Origin of the sequence: Burkholderia sp. HI2714 (assembly GCF_002223085.1) — a bacterium.
Classification (GTDB): domain Bacteria; phylum Pseudomonadota; class Gammaproteobacteria; order Burkholderiales; family Burkholderiaceae; genus Burkholderia; species Burkholderia lata_D.
In genome coordinates this window covers 31,199-47,293 of the sequence record NZ_NKFM01000071.1, presented here as the reverse complement: position 1 = coordinate 47,293, position 16,095 = coordinate 31,199, and the positions used below count along the sequence as shown (strand labels likewise).

The following is a 16,095-nucleotide window of genomic DNA, read 5'->3' as shown; positions in this document are numbered from 1 at the left end:
ATGCGGGCAACCCTGCGCCGAAGCGCACCACTGGCCATCGCGACCGCTCTGGCTGCGGTCGCCGTGTGCGCTGCTGCGGACGCCCCATCTACCGGGACTGCGTTTACTGAAGGCCAGTCGTTCGGTAAGTCAGGAATGAACGCGGCTCACGGAAGCATCAGTGGCGGTGGCTCGAACGTGCCGAACTACACGAACCAGGACGGCGAGCTGACGCCGCTGTATGGCGGTGGGCAGGGCAGTCTCGGGCCGGCCGGGTCAGGGAAGGAAGCGGATTGCTCGACGCAGCCAGCGAACCCGAGTGCCTACTGGCGTCAGGAATGCGATGCCGTGAATTACCTCGCGAAGAAGCCTCCCAATCGCATGCCGATCACCGCGAGCGATCCGATCGTGACCGGAAGCAAGGGCACGATCAATAACCCCGGGTCTACGACGAGTTCGCAGGACTGCCACAACGTGACGTCGACGGTGCCGGCGACCTACCGGAAGGAAACCTGCGAACAGGCCGTGGGTACGCAAACCTATACCTGCAACCGCATCAATGACCCCGTCTGCACCGAACCCTATCAAGGCTGCGCCGCTGGCGGGGTCGTCGAGGGAAGCTTCACCGGCGGGTTTGCCGCGCGCCTGGCATCGAACTCTGCGCTCTGGAACTTCGGCGCTGACACGGGCTATCACGACAACTCAGGCTACAACGGACTGACCGTGTCCGGCTCGATGAGTTTCAGCGTCCAGAACCTTGGTCAGATCGGTACCGCAGTCATCAGCCAGATCACGGCAAACAATACGCTGCGCAGCGTCGACATTAACGGCGTCACGGTCTACACCGATGCGCCGGACGGCGGGCGCATTCTCCAATGCGGAGTGGCGACGCTGCCGGCGTCGGCCGGCGGTATTGATGGACGGCAGACCACCGGCTATCTTGCCGCGTCCTCGCCTGGTGTGACCTTCACACACAATTTGATTTACAACGGCATTCGGAGCGTGTGTTCGGATAAAACTGCCTTTACGGCAGATGGCGGTCTCACAGAGTATCGACCGTTCTTTACCTTCGGTAGCGAGTACGAGGGGAACCCGTCGACCATTGCGCCCAACACCGACATCCGCTCGTATTTGCACGAGGGCGTCAATACCGTCGAGATTCAAGCGGCGATAGGCGGGTACGGTTTCCAGGGCGGCGGGCAGGCCCGAGTTCAGCTCACGCTGAACCAGATCTGCACCGCGACTTGCACGCCGAACTGGATCGACCAGTGCAGCTCGTTCGAACAGCGGGCCGCACAATGAATATCCGCGCTCTCATGTTCGCTGCGCGTGCGTTCACCCTCGTCGGCAGTGTAATGACCGTCACCCTGCTCGCCGCGCCGGTAGCGTATGCCGCGCCCACCTGCCAACGCACTGGTTCAACCTGCATCGAGCCGGCCGGCACACGCATCATCAACGGGATTCCGCTCTACCAGGATTGCTGGAACTACCAGGATACCTACGAATGCCAAGCCGCTTCCACCGTTAACGACTGCGCGCCATTGCAGCAGCAAGGCTGCGGCCTAGTGAACCAGCGGTGTGTGTCATACAACGACGCGGTGCAGGGAAGCTGCGACACGATGCAGTACACGTACCAGTGTCTCGATACTCCGGCGCACACGACGACCGTCACCCAATGCACGAACACGATGTGCGCACCGGGTGCCGGATGCTTCTCGTCAAGTAGTGGTGCGGACGGCGCGCTCGGCAAGGTCGTAGCAGGGCTGGAAACCGGGCGCGAAGCCGGCGCCTACGGTGTCGGTGGCGGTAACGTGAACATTTTCAAAGGCTACGACAGCAGCTGCTCGATCAAGGTGCTGGGCGGCCTCGAGATCAAGAGCTGCTGCACCAGCAACGGCGGCGGTGCCGCTTACTCGAACAACGCGATCGGAAGCGCCGCGGTCAGCGCTGGACTGTCGGTTGGCGGAACGGCGGCGAAGCAGGGCATCGCGTTAGGGTCGAAGTATGTCTTTGACCAGCTGTACGAAACGGTCGATAGCTCGATCGTGAACTCTGGTCTCTTGCAGATGGGCGCATGGGCGGACAGGGCGTTGTCTACCTCCGGAACCTTTGGTGCCTACGGCTTTAGTTTTTCGTTCTCCCTCACCAATGGTGTTCAGCTTGCCGATTTCAATCCGTACGTATTCGCGGCCGAGATCGCTGCGCAGCTGATCCAGATGTGGCTCGCCTGTTCCCCTGACGAGCAGGTGCTCAGTCTGAAGCGTGGCCAGAACCTCTGTGTTCAGTACAACCAGGGCTGCTCCAAGCGCGTGCTCGGCGTGTGCGTCGAGGAAAAGAAGAGCTACTGTTGTTTCAACTCGCTGATCGCGAAGCTTGTCAACCAGCAAGGCAAGGCGCAACTCGGCATCCCGTTCGCAGGCTGCGGTGGCTTCACGGCCGACCAGCTGCAGCGTATCGATTTTTCGAGTATCGACTTTACCGAGTTCGTCAATTCGATCCAGTCCAAAGCCGTCGACGAGGACGCGATTCTGCAGCGCGTGCGGCAATCGATCGGAAGCGGCAAAGGGGTATCCCAATGAAGCGCCTCGTCTCCGCAGCGTTTACTACTGCGATTTTTGCGCTGCCGGCCGCCGCCTTCGCCGGCAGCTACGACGACTTCAGTGCAGTTCTCATCGACGCGATTGATCACGGGTCAGCGTTTGGCGCGCTGCGTGGACCCGTTGCGGGTTCACTCGTCACCAAGCTGCACGCCAACGGTCCGGTCTACGTCACGGCTCGCTCGATCGGCGACTTGCCGCGGCCTGGCTGCAAGCGTCTGGATGTGCTGTTCGACGTCCGCGGCATCCAGACCGAGGCGGGCGAAACCAGCGGGCGTCTGGACGTGAAGATGAACTACTGCCGCGATCGAATTCCGCCGATTGGCTTGGCGCCGGCGGCGCCGGCGCAACCTGCAGGAGATACACCGTGACGCGGGGCCGCCCACTGGTTGCAGATTTCAAAACCCTCACTACCCAGGAGCGTTGATCATGTCCATCGAAAGCCTGTTTCCCCCTTCGCGTGTCCGCTCGAACTGGCGCTATGCGCTGCTCGCCAGCCTGCCCTGCTACGTGCGGCGATTCCTCTTCGCTTTCGTCATTGTGCCGGCGGCCGTCCCCGTCGTCGCGCTCGCAATACTGAATCATGGGTCTTTCACGGGTATGGCAACGACCGTGCTCGAACAGGCGGCTGGAAGCGGTACGAATCCGGACACGATCCGACTGCGGACATGCACCGATACGGCGGCTCGCCACGCGCCGTCGGCCGCCATTTGTATGCACTGGCGCACTGACGACGTGCCGATCACGACGCTCGCCCCTCAGGTTGGTCACGGCTTGTTCGTCGCGTGGCTCGTTGCTGTCGTCGTCATGCTTGCGACGGATCTCGGCGTTTCCCCGCCCTCGCCTATCGGACTGCGCAGACGTCTCGACTCGATCGGACGGCCGCGTGCCGAACTTAGTCGTGCAATCCGCGAAGGAGAGGTGAAGTGAGACTGCAGATTACGATCACCAGTATGCGCGCCGCGCCGGCGCCCGACTTGCCGAGCCATCTCTTTGCTGGTGCCGCCAGTGACCGCGCGACCTTCCGGGTAACGCACGGCGCCGCGCCGTCGCGCGAAGCCATTTCCGTGTTGCTCGAGGACGCCGGCTTTGAAGTCGACGCGCAGCGGAGCCGGCCATGAGCGCATTCCGTGGATTCCGGCTCGCGGTAGCGGTCCTGCTTCCTGCAGCGCTGCTGGTGCCGCCGTTTGCGGACGCAGACGGGTTGGACTACAAGTCCGCCTGGAGCTGCGACGGGCAAGAGAAATTCAACTGGTACTGCGATGACGACAAGCCCGCGGCGCCCGCGGGTGCGAGCGCGGCCAAACCGGTCGATTCCGACGACTTCGATCAGATCAAGTCGGCCGACGAGATGCGCGAGGCACTGAAGCACCGACTCGACGTCGCAAACATGGACCCGACGCTCGAGCACATCAAGGAGTACATCAAGCTTTGGGAGTACGTCCAGCAAAAGAGCGCTGTCTTCGCCGATCAATGGCGCCGAGTCGTATGGCAGAACCCGAGCCTCGATTACTCGCTCAAGCGTCCGACCAACAACGTCGCTGTCCATACCTATGACCGGACCCGGGATTCCGACCAGGACGGGCAACTGCGTGCACTCGCGCAGAAGCACGGCCTGATTTTCTTCTTCCGCTCGGACTGCCCGTACTGCCATGCGATGGCCCCGACGATTGTGCTGCTCGCGCAGCGCTATGGCATCGACGTGCTGCCGGTCTCTCTGGACGGTCGGGGTATTGGCGAGTTTCCGAACCCGACGCCTGACCACGGTCAGGCGTCGGTCTGGGGTGTGCAGCAGGTGCCCGCCCTCTTCATTGCGTCCAAAGAGACCGGCGACCACGCAATGATCGGCTCGGGAACGATGTCCCTCCAGGACATCATCGACCGCATTTTCGTTCTCACTGCCTCGCAGCCCGGGGAGCTTTTCTGATGAAACCGACACGCTGGTTTGCCGTACTGACGGCTGCAGTGGTTGCCATCGCCCCGGTGTGTGCGCAGGCGATGTCGATGCAGCAGGTCTTCGACTCAATCAACGCCATGGGCAACGTATCGAGCCCTCGGGCGTTGCAGGGCGAGACGATGGATATGTACAGCGGCGGCAGTGTGTTCATGCGCACGCCACACAAGACTTACCAGCTCGCGAGCGTCACCGCACCGGAATGGGGTGCGGGTTGCGGCGGGATTGACCTGTTTGCCGGCGGGTTCAGCTTCATCAATAAGGAGCAGTTTGTTGCGCTGCTGCGCAACATCGGCTCGAACGCCTTGGGCTACGCATTCAAGCTTGCCCTGCAGAACCTCTGCCCGACCTGCGACAACGTCATGCAGTCGTTGCAGACCATCGCCCGCGACGTCAATCGGATGAACATCGACTCGTGCCAGGCCGCTGAGGGCATCGTCAATGCGGTGACGCCTGTTGCATGGAAAAAAGAGCAGGCGAACCTGGCCGACACGCTCGGGCCATTCACGAACCTGTATTCGGATATGACGGATGCCTGGACAAATACCGGAAACAGCTCGGCGCAAGCGGCGCAGACGATCAATACGGCCACTGCATCGGATTCCAATCTCGCGGCCAAGCAGCCGTACGGCAATGTGACGTGGCAGGCGCTGCAGCAGCTGCCGGACCTGAGCACGTCGGATCGCGAATTCCTCATGTCGCTGGTGGGGACGGTCATTTTTCCCGACCCGTCGGATTCGGGCGGCACGGAGGTGAATCCTGTATTCCTGCCGCGAATCGGCAGCCTCACGGTGCAGGAGTTGGTCGGTAACGATCCTGCTGCGAACAGTGGCACCACGATTCAGGTGTACGTGTGTGACGAGACGACGAAGTGCCTGAATCCGTCAGTTCAGGAAATTGGATACACCCCCTTCCGTACGCTCGTACAGCAAAAGCTGCAGGTAATCACGGATGCGATCGCATCGCGCTCCGCGATCCCGAACCCGGCGGACACGTTTCGGTTCCTGAGCATGACGGACCTGCCGGTCTACAAAATGATCGCGGTCGGCACGCGTCTGAACAACTCGTCTCTGGCTGACCAGTTGTTGAGTACCTACCAGTCGCTGATCGCTGCCAAGTACGCCGAAGCGTATATCCACGGATCCGCTGAAGATCTTCGCCGGGCAATCGCGCGTTACGGCACCGTGAAATCCAGCACGTCGCTGCTCGACGAGGCCACGAAGCTCAATACCAACATTGACACGGTCGAATCGGAAGCACGCAGCGCAGTGATGCAAGCCTTCAGCCAGACGTCGAACGCGTGGCAACTGGTCGAGCAACTCCAATCGATCGAGCGCGCCGTGCACGCGAATGTGTCGTCCTCGCTTCGGAACTCGTTGGCCTTTGGCCAGACGTTGAACGGCGGGGGGACTCAATGAACATGGAAATTGACACCTATGGGAACGTCGATACCTTGTACTACGTCATGCAGGGTATCGCGTCTTTCATGGGTAGCGGAACCTGGACAGGTCTCATCCGTTACACGTTGTTGAGCGGCGTCGTAATCTGGACGATCGTCGCGATCGGCCGGAAAGGCTATGAGATCTTCCGGTGGTTCGCCGCCGCGATGCTGATGACGCAGCTGCTTTTGCTACCGGTCGAGAACGTGTTCATCACGGACGTCAACAACGTGCAGCCGACTCGGGAGGTGGATCACGTCCCCGCCTATCTCGCCGCGGTTGCCCAGAGCTTCACGCTCATCTCTCGCGTGCTGACACAGTCGTACGAAACGATCTTTTCGGTGCCGGATACGCTGACCCTGAAAAAGGGGGATGTGGGTTTCGGCATCTCCGTGCTGCAGAAGGTGAACAAGGCTGAAATCACCGATCCGGGGCTGCACGCTGACCTTATCCAGTTCTTCAAGGAGTGCACGGTCTACGACATCCAGGACGGCGCGATTGATCCGAAGACGATCATGAACGGCACCGACCCCTTCAATACCGTGTTCACGTCGACGAGCCCTGCCCGATATGTGACGACGAACACCCTCACCGCGAACCCTACGACGGACACCTGTTCCGCGACCGGCACTTTGTTGCTGCTGCGCGTACAGGACGCTGAGCAAGCGGCCGAGCAGATGTATGGCAGCGAGATGTATCCGGAGATCGCCGACCCCTCCATGGCGAAGGCGGAATTCGTCAACGCGATTGGAGATTCGTACGGCTTCATCCTCCAGTCGTCGCAGAACGCGTCGTCGGCGCTACGACAGGCAATGTTCAACAACGTATGGCGCCAGGCGGGAGCGGAGCTGCCCGCGATGCTGAACGATCCGGCGCGCGTGGCCGAGGTCAATGCGTTGATGAGTTCTGCCCAGGCTGCAGTGGCGACGAACGGCTCACTCGCCTCCATGGCGATTCTCGCCAAGAACACGCTGCCGACCGTTCGCAACTATGCCGAAGCGATCATCTATGCGGTTTTCCCGCTCATTCTGGTGCTCTGCCTGATCAGCGGCGCGGATGGGGCCAAACGAATCCTCGCGATGTACGCCAAGACGGTGGCATGGGTGTCTGTCTGGCCGATGCTCTTCGCGGTCATCAACGGGCTGTCGCTGATTCACCTGAGCCATGAGATGCGCTCGATGTCGCTGCAGGCCGGCGTGCCGTTCGGCATGGCGGCGAAGTTCGGACAGACGTTGCTCGACGAGCAGGCGCTGCTTGGATACATGGTGATTATTACGCCTCCCCTTGCGTGGCTGTTGCTGAACTTCGCATCGGCCGGCGTTGTCGGTGCGTTCTCTCAACTGAGCGGCGCGTTGACCGGCTCTGCTCAACAGATCGGTGGTCAACAGGCGCAAGGCGACGAAAACATCGGCAACGTGCACATGGATTCGTCGTCGATCGATAACGCGTCGCGCAACGTGACCTCGGCGAACAAGTACGACAACACTGTGCAGTCGCGCACCGGGTCGATGAACGTCGATACCGGGACCGGCTCGGCCTTCACGAACTTTGCCAATGGCCTGATCGCTCGCACCGAGTTTCAGAACAGCCTCGGCGTTTCGGCCACGTCCCAGGACGCATTTGAGCGGTCGCTCGGCACCGACACCTCGACGGGTGTCGCGGCAAACCGCACGAATTCCACGTTCGCTGGGCGGGAGCAGCTTGCGTCCAGCACGAACAGTGTCTCGAGCAGCCAGGAGCGTGGAAGCTCACAGCGCCTGTCCGACGATTCCAGTTCGGGTACGCGGGCCTCGTCTAGCCAAACAGGTGAGCGGCGGACCGCACATGATCAGCAATATGCGATAGATCAGTCGCACTCCGTCGACGGTACAACTTCTGCAGGAGCCAAAGGTTCGATCATGCTTGGTGGCGGCTTTGCCAAGTCGTTTGGCGAGGATGGGGCGCCGTCCGGCAACGCCGGCGGTGGAGGCGGCGGCTCAGCCGGTGGTAGCGGGCGTGGGCCTTCCGGCAATGGTCGGCAAGGAAGCAGCAATCCGGTCTCGAACTCGCCTCTTTTTAACCAAGCAGAAGAAGACAAACTCGCTCGTAAGGCCGAGTCACTTGGAAAATCGCCGAACGAAGTTCAAGCGATTCGGGATGCGTATCGATCGAAGGTGCGGGCTGCGGATTATGCAAATGGCGGTGGCACGGGGAAAGGGCAGTCGAGTCTGAAGTTTGGTCTCGATGTTTCGGGCGAAGGTGGATATACGAAGTCTTGGCGGAATTCTGACGCACAAAAATTCGTCGATCAAAACAGTAGTTTGGCCGCCTACACCGAGAGCGATAACGTCTCTCACGAAGGCTCGCAGATGCACAATGACTCCACCGGAATGGAGTCCGGGCAGCACGTTCGCCGCGACCGGTCGGCGTCTCTGACGGACCAGGTTTCGTCCGGCTCTCGCGTTGCAGCGGATCTCACTCGCAGCGCAGACGTGCGCCAGCGCGGATCGACGCAAGTGGTTTCGCGCGTAGATACCTCGACCAACCTGATGACGCCTGAGAACCTGCAGGCGGTCGCTGCGCGCAACGGTATCCGATACAGCCAGCTGATGACGTTGCCGTCCCCGCAGATCGCTCAGCTGGTCGCCCAAGATGCAGCGATGCGCGACATCGTTTCGCGCAACTCGACGTTGCCGACCACGGCTCGTGATGGGTCTACTCTCCCTGCGAGCGGCATCGACGTCGTTCGCCTGGACCAACGCAACCAGTCCGGCGTTGGTGCAAGTGCCCCCGCGTCGTTCCAGCGTTTTGCAGGTGCGGTTGGACCAGTGGATACGACACCCCTGGATGTTGCGACGCCGATGCCCCAAATCGTGACCGACGCACAGCACCGTGTGGATGTTACGCAGCAACGGGTCGCGAGGGAGTCCGCCGCGCCGATCAAGCAGGTGCGTGACCACGTCGATCCGTCGGCCGACAACAAGCCGCTCATGACGCCCGAGCGGGCGCCGGGCCGCTCGCTTTCCTCTCCGCCCGCGGCGCCGTCAGCTTCCGATAGCAAGGGGCCCCTGTCGGCATGGGTGAACTCGATTCAGCCGAGCGGGCCGGCTGGAACAACGTCCACCTCGGCACCAATTGAAAACTTCCTACATCCGCGAACTACGGGAAATGGCCCGACTCTTGAAGCCGCTCGAGCGACGGGAACCGGCACGGGCTCGCCCGCGACTCAACCGCGTCTGTCCGAATCTGACTTCAGGATCGTGACTCTGCCGGCCGGCAATGATCACATGTCACATCGGCAGAGTGATCGTCGAGTGCCCGATGCTCCTGACGGGACATACAGCCGGCCGTCTCCGGAGCTACCCAGCCCTGATCAAGAAGCTGTAGCGCGGCCCGTCGGCTCGATACGGGGTCGCCGGGTGGTTGACGATGGAAGTCGGGGAAGTAGCTTGCCGACCGCATCAATGAAGCGTAGCGGCGGGGTCTCAGTCATGGCTCCTGGAACGACGGCTGGCAACCCTGGTTCACGAGTCGACAACGTCAAACCAGCTAACTCTGGTCAGGAGCAGGCTACGCCGGCGCCTATCGCGCCTGAACCAGCTGGCCGGAGAAGTTCGCCGTCCGGTGGCATCGGCCTCGCAAGCGTCGGGTCAGAAGTCGGTGGCGTCGACAGAAAGGTGCAGATCGGTCGCGCGCCAGGCGGGTCATCTGCTGCAGGGGATGCCTTGCCATCGACACCCTCGCAATACCTCGATGCCGCAACCGTCGGAGCCGACGCATCTGCTCCGCACGACGACTCGGCGGTAAGCGGCGCGGCCACTTCCCCGAGCGTTTTGGCTTCGGCGAGTCGACTAGGACGCGGTTCTGCAGATGACGCACGTGGAGTCAAGTCGCTCCCGAGCGCGGGCGTTGCAAACGATGATCCCGACAACCAATGAAAAAGGGGCCTTGCGGCCCCGGACGGTAATTCCCCAATCAATGACGCCAATCGCTATGACTCATCTGATTTCTTTGGTCTCTCCAAAACCAATCGTTCGAGAGGTCGCTGCTTGCATTGTTGCTCGAACGAGCGGTGTTCCAGCCGTCATCATAGTGCGCGCCGGTCATGATGAGATGGCCAAGCTTGACTGCAACGCCCAATTGGGCGAACACGCCGAAGATGCAGGAAAAGAGAGCGCCAAAAGCCAAAATGGTAAAGGGCAGCTGCATTACCGTAATCACGATGGCCGCAACCAGGAGCGTGGTCAGATAGCCCCACATGATTTTCCGGTAAATCAATCGGCCACTGCGCGAGGCGATAAACGATGTGAAAACCGAGAAAATCGCTGCTGCCATTATCGCCATGAAATTCGCAAGCACATAGTCCATGATGAGCGCCCCCGTACGCAATTAGTATCGACGTTACGCCTGATTTCTCGTACTGGCAAGTTAATCCTTGATGACGTAATTCGTCGTGGTGTCAATTCATTTGCGTCTTTAATTAGCGCGATCTCGACGGTGAGTCGAGTGCGTCTGGTCGCGCTCACGTTTTCTGCCCTGCTTCTTGCTGCTTGCGCCTCGGTGCACAGCTACGACGCCTGCGCCCGCTCCTATTCAGCGGATGGCCACGCCTCCCACGTCGGGAGGTCGGCATGAAGTTTCTCCTCTTCCTCGCGATCACGGCCGGTGCCGGCTACTACGTGCTGCATGACGGGCCGACGCCGGATCTCGGCAATTTGTCGTCGTCCGTTGGGCATTTTGCGAGCTCTCTGAAGCACCCAGCCGACAACGCCTCACATTCTGAAAGCGCAGGCTCTGGCGACCACGCCTCCGTCCAATTCGCGACTTCACCCGACGGCCAGGCCGAGGCGCTCGTGCTGAGCGTGATCGACAGCGCGCAGTCGGAGCTCGACGTCGCCGCTTACGAGCTCACCAATCGTCGCATCGTTACCCATCTGATCGAGCGCGCCCGCGCTGGTGTCCAGGTCCGTGTCGTCCTCGACCGCTCCCAGCTTGACGGCCGCAGCTCGAAGCTCGCGGATCTCGTCGCGGCCGGAATACCGGTTCGCATCGACATGGCCGTACCGCTCATGCACGACAAGTTCATCGTCGCTGATAGCGATACGACCCAGACAGGCTCGATGAACTACACGCAGGCCGGTGCCAATCACAACGCTGAAAACGTCCTCGTCATCTGGCATCACGCCACGGTCGCCGCAGCCGTGCGCGCCGCGTGGGCGCGCCTATGGAATGAATCGAAGCCTTACCCAGGTGTTTGACCCGGCAATCACGCGCGTAAGCCGAACTTTTTAATGGAGAACACGATGCCTCATGTCGATTTCGAAGTCGCCTGCCAGACGATCGGGCAGCTGATCGCCCACTATGTCGCCGTCATCGCTGAAGAGGAGTCGCGCAGCGAGCCGGATGCGGAGTGCATCGCTATAGCCGACGCGGAACGCAAGACTCTGGTTGCCGCTCGCGATGCGCTGCATCCGGATGATGCGGCTGCGATCGCTCGTGCGCTGGACATCTACGGCCTGCGTGTCCGTCGCTTGAACATCGGTCACGCCTGATTCCGGAGCCCATCATGGACACTATTCCGGATGTCGTGATGCAGCGCGCGTATGCGCGAGTGGAGCGCGAGGCGATTGACGGCAGCCGCGAGCAAGCCGAGCCGAAGGCGATCCTCATCGGTGGCCAACCCGGTGCCGGCAAGACGGCCATTGCGCGTCAGGCGATGGGCGAACTCAACGAGCGCGGTGGTGCCGTTTTGATCGACGCCGATCGCATGAGGGAGAACCTGCCGCAGTACAGCCGGCTTCTTCGCGAGGATCCGCAACATGCAGCCGACCTGACGCATGCCGATGCTGGCCGGTGGGCGGGCCGGCTAACCACGGCCGCATCCGACGTGCGCCGTGATCTTGTGGTCGACGGCACGATGCGTAACCCCGATAGCCTGCGCAATCTGGCGCGGCGGCTCAAGGACCGCGGTTACACGCTGGAGGTTCGGGGCGTGGCCATGCCAGCGGACGTGTCGCTTACGCGTGCGCAGATGCGTACCGAGCGCGAAATCGCGACGACGGGCGTGGGACGGGTGGTCAATCGCGAGCAGCACGACCAGGCGTATGCCGGCATGGTGGAAACGGTCGCATTGCTCGAGCGTGAGAAGGCAGTGGATCGAATCCTGATCGTCGATCGGCATCACCGTGAGATATACCGCAACGAACTGCATCAGGGTGAATGGCGCGAGCCGCAAGCGGCCGCGGCGTCGATCGTGCATGAGCGCGAGCGTCCGATGACCCGCGACGAGATAGCCCATCACGTTCAAATGCTCGATGACATTCGTGACGCTCGTACAGGCCGAGGCGCGCCGGCGCCGGAGATTGCCGACATCTCGCTGCGTCGTGAGCAGGCGCTACGCGTCCCGGAGAGGGATGCGCAAGCACGGGTCAACGGAGCGTATGCGGATGCGCGGCCGGCACCGGAGCGCGGCTTGCGCGACGTCCTCCGGTCGATGACGCGTGACGTGCCGAACGTCGGTGGCCACTTCCCCGATCCGGTCGCCGAGGAAATCGCTGCGTCGCGCCATCTGCCCGCCCTCGAGGCCAGGCTTCGCTCGCACGGGATGACTCACCTGACACCGCTGGACGCCGGCGCGTCGTCGGTCGTGCTGGCGGCCGACGACAAGCATGTGGTGCGGCTCGGAACCGGCGATCTTGCCGTTCGGCCAAAAATTCCCGAGGTCTTGCAGCCGGTGGCGAGCGGCACCGAAGGCAATCTGCGATACGAAATCATGCCCCGCGCCGATATGCGAGGCGTGACATCGGCCGACGTCGCGCGCACGGCCGACGCGCTTCGTCAGCGCGGATACCACTGGAGCGATCAGGGCGTCGACAATCTGGGCATCGTGGACGGTCGTGTGGTCGTCGTCGATCCGGGTGGCATAGAGCCGGTACGCGAACGGGCCATTCTGCCGTCTGCACGCCAACCGGATCAGCCAAAGACGGAGGTCGAAGTCGATACGGCGCGCGCGCCGCGCCGGCGTACCGTTGACCACGCGCGCGACGCGGAGCGCGGCCGCGCGTTCGACACGCTGGGCCGTGACCAGGCGCTCGCCCTCTTCCCCGAGCTCGACGCGGCCTACCACCACCTCGAAACGCGGACCTCGATCAGCACGGTTCCCCACAGCGAAATCGAACGCGCCAACCTGTCCGAACAGATCCATCGGGGCCAGCTACCCGAGGGTGACGTGCCGGACGATGTTTCGCGCCGGGCGATCGGCCTGGCCGGCGATTACCACAACCTGATTCTGCGCGATGCGCAGCAGCTGGAGCGCCACTACCGCGGTGAGGTGCTCGCCAACTCGACGCACCACTCGCTGGTCAAGATCGGTCAGACCGTTGGCATCGTCTATCCGCGCGATCGTCTGTCCCGCGATGTCGAGGTCGGCGAGCAGATCGCGATTCAGTATTCGCCGGACAGCGCGCTGCACCAGGTCAGGGAGCGCGATCACGAAGCGGAACGCGCAGACCGATCACACGACCACCAGCTTTCTATCGAGCGATAGGGGCCGCCATGTCTATTTTCAATCGCCCCCCGACGTGTGCGTCCCGTTCCGCATTTTACGCGGCTCTATCTGGCCGAACGTCGACACATTCGCCGTCGGCTGTGGACCAGTCCGAGACTGCTGCGTATCGAAGCCGATTGGGCGACGCGTTACGTCGTGCAGTGGCTCGCACTGTGCTGGTTGGCATGGGCACCGGCGTTGTTGCTCTGGTGGCGGCTGATCTCCAACGGATTCCACCTCGACTACCCGATCGTCGTCGAGCCGCGCGCTTCGCTGCCGATGTACGTGTTCGCCGGCCTCGTCGCTTCGCTTTTCTACGCGTGGTGGCGACCGTACATCAGCTACGTCGAGCTGCAGGTCAGGCGCCACATGGACGACTGGTATCGCACTGTATGTGAAGCGGCGCGATCCGGCCGCCTGTATTAGGCCAGCAACGAATCACCGCCATTTTTGACTGTTGATCACACCAAGGGGAAGACCATGAAATTCACGAAGAACACGCTCCTGATCGTCGCGTTGTCGGCCACTGCGTTACTTGCCGGTTGCGCCACCACTGGCAACGAGCACCTCGAATCCGCGACGCAATCAAGCGTTCAGGCCCAAATCCAGCAGGGCAAGAGCACGAAGCAGGACGTTCAGGATGCTTTCGGTTCACCGAACAAGACCACATTCACCGATTCGGGTCTCGAGATCTGGACATACGAGCTGGCGCACGCCACGCCGCACGCTATCAACTTCGTCCCGATCGTCGGTGCGTTTGCACATGGCGCTGACGTGCGGAAGAAGACGTTGACAGTGCTGTTCGACGACAGCGGGGTCGTCAAGAAATACACGTTTGCCGAGACCACCGACGTGGCCAAGGGAGGCATCGGCCAGTAGCGCCTGCCTGATCGCAATTTAGTGGCGGGAAGGTGCTGTTCCTTACCTTGCGCCTTCCCTTTGACGCCAGCCGGCTTGCCGGCTGGTCTTTTTCCCCGATCTCGCGTTTCTGTAGAGGCACCCGCAATGAATCGATATCGCGCATCTTCCATCGAGCGCCGGCGAGCTGCAGCCTCGATCGCCTGGCCAAAAGGCACGTTGATCCTGACCAACACGGATCCCTCTGCCCAACGCACGCTGAAGGGCGCGGCGGTCGCGCTTGCGGCGGCGGCTTGCCTGTTTTCCATCACTTGCACAAACGGGCCCTTGCAGTCCTGGGCTCGCTCGCGCGAGCACTTCGACATGCGACCTGCGATGGAGGCCGCCCTGAAAGCCGGAAGTCGTTCCGCCGGTACATGGCTTGCCGTTCATTTCAATCGCGACTATCCGGGCTTGCTCCAGGCCGAGTCAGACGCTGGCGAACCGACAGCGATGTACCTGGTTGGTCGCATGCACCTGCAAAAGCACGCGGGTTTCGGCCACACCACGGCGGCGACCGATTCGGATCAGGAAATCGGCATGCAACTCATGCGTCGAGCCGCGGCGGCAGGCGGTCAGGACGCCCTGCGCTATCTGGTCAGTGGGTCTGCGAACTGAACACCACGATGGAATTGGACAAATACGCGGCATGTAAAGGAGAAAGCCGTATGCATACGCGTCCCCTTCACCCCCCCGTTCATCGTCGACATGTGCGAATCATGCTCGGCGTGTTGGCGCTCGTTACCTGGTTACTGATTGCGCCTATTGCTTACCTTGATGCGCTCGGATTCTGGAATAGCACGGAGCCCGTGTTCATCGCCGCGTTTGTTACGGCGCTACTGTTCTTGGCGGCTGTACGTTCGACGTGCACTCGACGTGGAACGTGGAGCGCACTACGTCGTGCGCAACGCGGTTTGCACCGTTTCGGCATGTGTGTCTATTTCATTTGCATGCTGTTGATGATCGTGATCGTCGGGAACTTCGATTCGTCGGCGGCCGGGTTGGCGGAATCGGCTTTCGACTTGTGTTTCGACGGAATGGTTGCCGGCGCAACGTTGTACTTCTGGAGCCTACTGGCGCTGCCGGTCTTATATATTCTCGCCCGCACTGAATCGGCGTGGAAGCAGCGAGGTGCGCGATGACCGCTCGAACTCGCGTTCTGCACCGTTTAGTCGTGGCCGTGTCGCTGGCGTTGCTTGCGTGGATCGTTGGCGGTGTCCTCGCTCGCCAGGCACACGCGCAGGAGTTTCTGTCGCCCGAGCAAGCGTTCCGCGTTCGCATGACCGAAGAACGTGGCGCTGTCGTCCTCCATTTTGCGATCGCTGACGGTTACCGACTTTACGGCGACCGCTTCCGGGTCGCGAGTGATGACGGCCGCGCGCACCTCGGTTCAATTCAGCACCGCGCCGGCAAGGTCGTCGCTGATCCGAGTGCTGGGCGTCCGGTTGAGGTGTTCGAGCGAGAAGTGACGTTGCGTGTGCCGGTCAATGCTCGCGAGATGTTCGGCCTCACGGTGACCTATCAAGGCTGTGCAATCAACCAGATCTGCTATCCGCCGATGCAGCGGACCTTTCCGGTGATTGCTGCTGCACTGCTGTCGCAGTCGGAGGCGTCGCGATGACGGCCGTCCGTTCTCCCTTCTCGCGTGCCCAGTACGCCTATGCGGTCTGTACGACAGACCCCGGTTCGCCAAAGTGGTTCAGC

17 protein-coding genes are annotated in these 16,095 nt (G+C 61.7%); 16 read left to right on the top strand and 1 reads right to left on the bottom strand.

Annotation, left to right across the window (positions count from 1 at the left end; translation table 11 throughout):
* Genes CFB82_RS39295 through CFB82_RS39260 form a run of 8 tightly spaced genes read left to right on the top strand, consistent with a single transcriptional unit; the run spans position 1 to position 9,886 of the window.
* On the top strand, positions 1 to 1,281 hold the full coding sequence (locus tag CFB82_RS39295) for a hypothetical protein (RefSeq protein WP_244138046.1): 1,281 nt from the start codon (positions 1 to 3) through the stop codon (positions 1,279 to 1,281).
* Positions 1,282 to 1,334: 53 nt separating this feature from the next.
* Positions 1,335 to 2,558 carry a conjugal transfer protein TraN gene (traN, locus tag CFB82_RS39290; protein WP_252996729.1) on the top strand — a complete coding sequence of 408 codons (1,224 nt, stop codon included), beginning with the start codon at positions 1,335 to 1,337 and terminating at the stop codon, positions 2,556 to 2,558.
* On the top strand, positions 2,555 to 2,947 hold the full coding sequence (locus CFB82_RS39285) for a hypothetical protein (protein WP_027811085.1): 393 nt from the start codon (positions 2,555 to 2,557) through the stop codon (positions 2,945 to 2,947). The genes traN and CFB82_RS39285 overlap by 4 nt, the downstream gene beginning before the upstream one ends.
* A 58-nt stretch (positions 2,948 to 3,005) precedes the next feature.
* On the top strand, positions 3,006 to 3,506 hold the full coding sequence (locus CFB82_RS39280; RefSeq protein WP_027814060.1) for a hypothetical protein: 501 nt from the start codon (positions 3,006 to 3,008) through the stop codon (positions 3,504 to 3,506).
* A complete protein-coding gene (locus CFB82_RS39275) occupies positions 3,503 to 3,697 on the top strand; it encodes a hypothetical protein (RefSeq protein ID WP_027811087.1) in 195 nt (64 codons plus the stop codon). Before CFB82_RS39280 ends, CFB82_RS39275 begins: the two co-directional genes overlap by 4 nt.
* A complete protein-coding gene (locus CFB82_RS39270) occupies positions 3,694 to 4,503 on the top strand; it encodes a conjugal transfer protein TraF (protein ID WP_089487630.1) in 810 nt (269 codons plus the stop codon). Before CFB82_RS39275 ends, CFB82_RS39270 begins: the two co-directional genes overlap by 4 nt.
* Positions 4,503 to 5,948, top strand: a complete 1,446-nt coding sequence (locus CFB82_RS39265) for a conjugal transfer protein TraH (protein ID WP_027811089.1) — start codon at positions 4,503 to 4,505, stop codon at positions 5,946 to 5,948. The genes CFB82_RS39270 and CFB82_RS39265 overlap by 1 nt, the downstream gene beginning before the upstream one ends.
* Positions 5,949 to 5,950: 2 nt before the next feature.
* The gene (locus CFB82_RS39260) at positions 5,951 to 9,886 is read left to right on the top strand and encodes a conjugal transfer protein TraG N-terminal domain-containing protein (protein WP_244138044.1); all 3,936 of its coding nucleotides are present in this window, start codon (positions 5,951 to 5,953) and stop codon (positions 9,884 to 9,886) included.
* A 37-nt stretch (positions 9,887 to 9,923) separates the two neighbouring features.
* Here CFB82_RS39260 and CFB82_RS39255 read toward each other — a convergent pair whose 3' ends face one another.
* The gene (locus CFB82_RS39255) at positions 9,924 to 10,316 is read right to left on the bottom strand and encodes a hypothetical protein (RefSeq protein ID WP_027811091.1); all 393 of its coding nucleotides are present in this window, start codon (positions 10,314 to 10,316) and stop codon (positions 9,924 to 9,926) included.
* Between the two features lie 263 nt (positions 10,317 to 10,579).
* Here CFB82_RS39255 and CFB82_RS39250 point away from each other — a divergent pair, with 263 nt between their 5' ends.
* From CFB82_RS39250 to CFB82_RS39215, 8 genes are all read left to right on the top strand, one after another.
* Positions 10,580 to 11,206, top strand: a complete 627-nt coding sequence (locus CFB82_RS39250; protein ID WP_089487628.1) for a phospholipase D family nuclease — start codon at positions 10,580 to 10,582, stop codon at positions 11,204 to 11,206.
* 33 nt (positions 11,207 to 11,239) lie between these two features.
* Positions 11,240 to 11,500: a hypothetical protein gene (locus tag CFB82_RS39245; protein WP_027811093.1), complete on the top strand. Its 261-nt coding sequence runs from the start codon at positions 11,240 to 11,242 to the stop codon at positions 11,498 to 11,500.
* Between the two features lie 14 nt (positions 11,501 to 11,514).
* A complete protein-coding gene (locus CFB82_RS39240) occupies positions 11,515 to 13,494 on the top strand; it encodes a zeta toxin family protein (protein ID WP_089487627.1) in 1,980 nt (659 codons plus the stop codon).
* 156 nt (positions 13,495 to 13,650) lie between these two features.
* Complete coding sequence (locus CFB82_RS39235) at positions 13,651 to 13,920, top strand: hypothetical protein (RefSeq protein WP_224755996.1); 270 nt, start codon at positions 13,651 to 13,653, stop codon at positions 13,918 to 13,920.
* 54 nt (positions 13,921 to 13,974) lie between these two features.
* Positions 13,975 to 14,373 carry an outer membrane protein assembly factor BamE domain-containing protein gene (gene bamE / locus CFB82_RS39230; RefSeq protein ID WP_027811096.1) on the top strand — a complete coding sequence of 133 codons (399 nt, stop codon included), beginning with the start codon at positions 13,975 to 13,977 and terminating at the stop codon, positions 14,371 to 14,373.
* A 126-nt stretch (positions 14,374 to 14,499) separates the two neighbouring features.
* Positions 14,500 to 15,009 (top strand): hypothetical protein, encoded by a 510-nt coding sequence (locus tag CFB82_RS39225; protein ID WP_089487625.1) that lies wholly within the window; start codon positions 14,500 to 14,502, stop codon positions 15,007 to 15,009.
* 50 nt (positions 15,010 to 15,059) lie between these two features.
* A complete protein-coding gene (locus CFB82_RS39220; protein WP_125380539.1) occupies positions 15,060 to 15,533 on the top strand; it encodes a hypothetical protein in 474 nt (157 codons plus the stop codon).
* Positions 15,530 to 16,012 carry a protein-disulfide reductase DsbD N-terminal domain-containing protein gene (locus CFB82_RS39215; protein ID WP_034175799.1) on the top strand — a complete coding sequence of 161 codons (483 nt, stop codon included), beginning with the start codon at positions 15,530 to 15,532 and terminating at the stop codon, positions 16,010 to 16,012. Before CFB82_RS39220 ends, CFB82_RS39215 begins: the two co-directional genes overlap by 4 nt.
* The last annotated feature ends 83 nt before the right edge of the window (positions 16,013 to 16,095 follow it).

What these genes read in the sequence shown, in the direction of transcription:
- CFB82_RS39295 (WP_244138046.1), top strand. Translation starts at nt 1, where the DNA reads ATGCGGGCAACCCTGCGCCGAAGCGCACCACTGGCCATCGCGACCGCT.
- traN (WP_252996729.1), top strand. Translation starts at nt 1,335, where the DNA reads ATGACCGTCACCCTGCTCGCCGCGCCGGTAGCGTATGCCGCGCCCACC.
- CFB82_RS39285 (WP_027811085.1), top strand. Translation starts at nt 2,555, where the DNA reads ATGAAGCGCCTCGTCTCCGCAGCGTTTACTACTGCGATTTTTGCGCTG.
- CFB82_RS39280 (WP_027814060.1), top strand. Translation starts at nt 3,006, where the DNA reads ATGTCCATCGAAAGCCTGTTTCCCCCTTCGCGTGTCCGCTCGAACTGG.
- CFB82_RS39270 (WP_089487630.1), top strand. Translation starts at nt 3,694, where the DNA reads ATGAGCGCATTCCGTGGATTCCGGCTCGCGGTAGCGGTCCTGCTTCCT.
- CFB82_RS39265 (WP_027811089.1), top strand. Translation starts at nt 4,503, where the DNA reads ATGAAACCGACACGCTGGTTTGCCGTACTGACGGCTGCAGTGGTTGCC.
- CFB82_RS39260 (WP_244138044.1), top strand. Translation starts at nt 5,951, where the DNA reads ATGGAAATTGACACCTATGGGAACGTCGATACCTTGTACTACGTCATG.
- CFB82_RS39255 (WP_027811091.1), bottom strand. Translation starts at nt 10,316, where the DNA reads ATGGACTATGTGCTTGCGAATTTCATGGCGATAATGGCAGCAGCGATT.
- CFB82_RS39250 (WP_089487628.1), top strand. Translation starts at nt 10,580, where the DNA reads ATGAAGTTTCTCCTCTTCCTCGCGATCACGGCCGGTGCCGGCTACTAC.
- CFB82_RS39245 (WP_027811093.1), top strand. Translation starts at nt 11,240, where the DNA reads ATGGAGAACACGATGCCTCATGTCGATTTCGAAGTCGCCTGCCAGACG.
- CFB82_RS39240 (WP_089487627.1), top strand. Translation starts at nt 11,515, where the DNA reads ATGGACACTATTCCGGATGTCGTGATGCAGCGCGCGTATGCGCGAGTG.
- bamE (WP_027811096.1), top strand. Translation starts at nt 13,975, where the DNA reads ATGAAATTCACGAAGAACACGCTCCTGATCGTCGCGTTGTCGGCCACT.
- CFB82_RS39225 (WP_089487625.1), top strand. Translation starts at nt 14,500, where the DNA reads ATGAATCGATATCGCGCATCTTCCATCGAGCGCCGGCGAGCTGCAGCC.
- CFB82_RS39220 (WP_125380539.1), top strand. Translation starts at nt 15,060, where the DNA reads ATGCATACGCGTCCCCTTCACCCCCCCGTTCATCGTCGACATGTGCGA.
- CFB82_RS39215 (WP_034175799.1), top strand. Translation starts at nt 15,530, where the DNA reads ATGACCGCTCGAACTCGCGTTCTGCACCGTTTAGTCGTGGCCGTGTCG.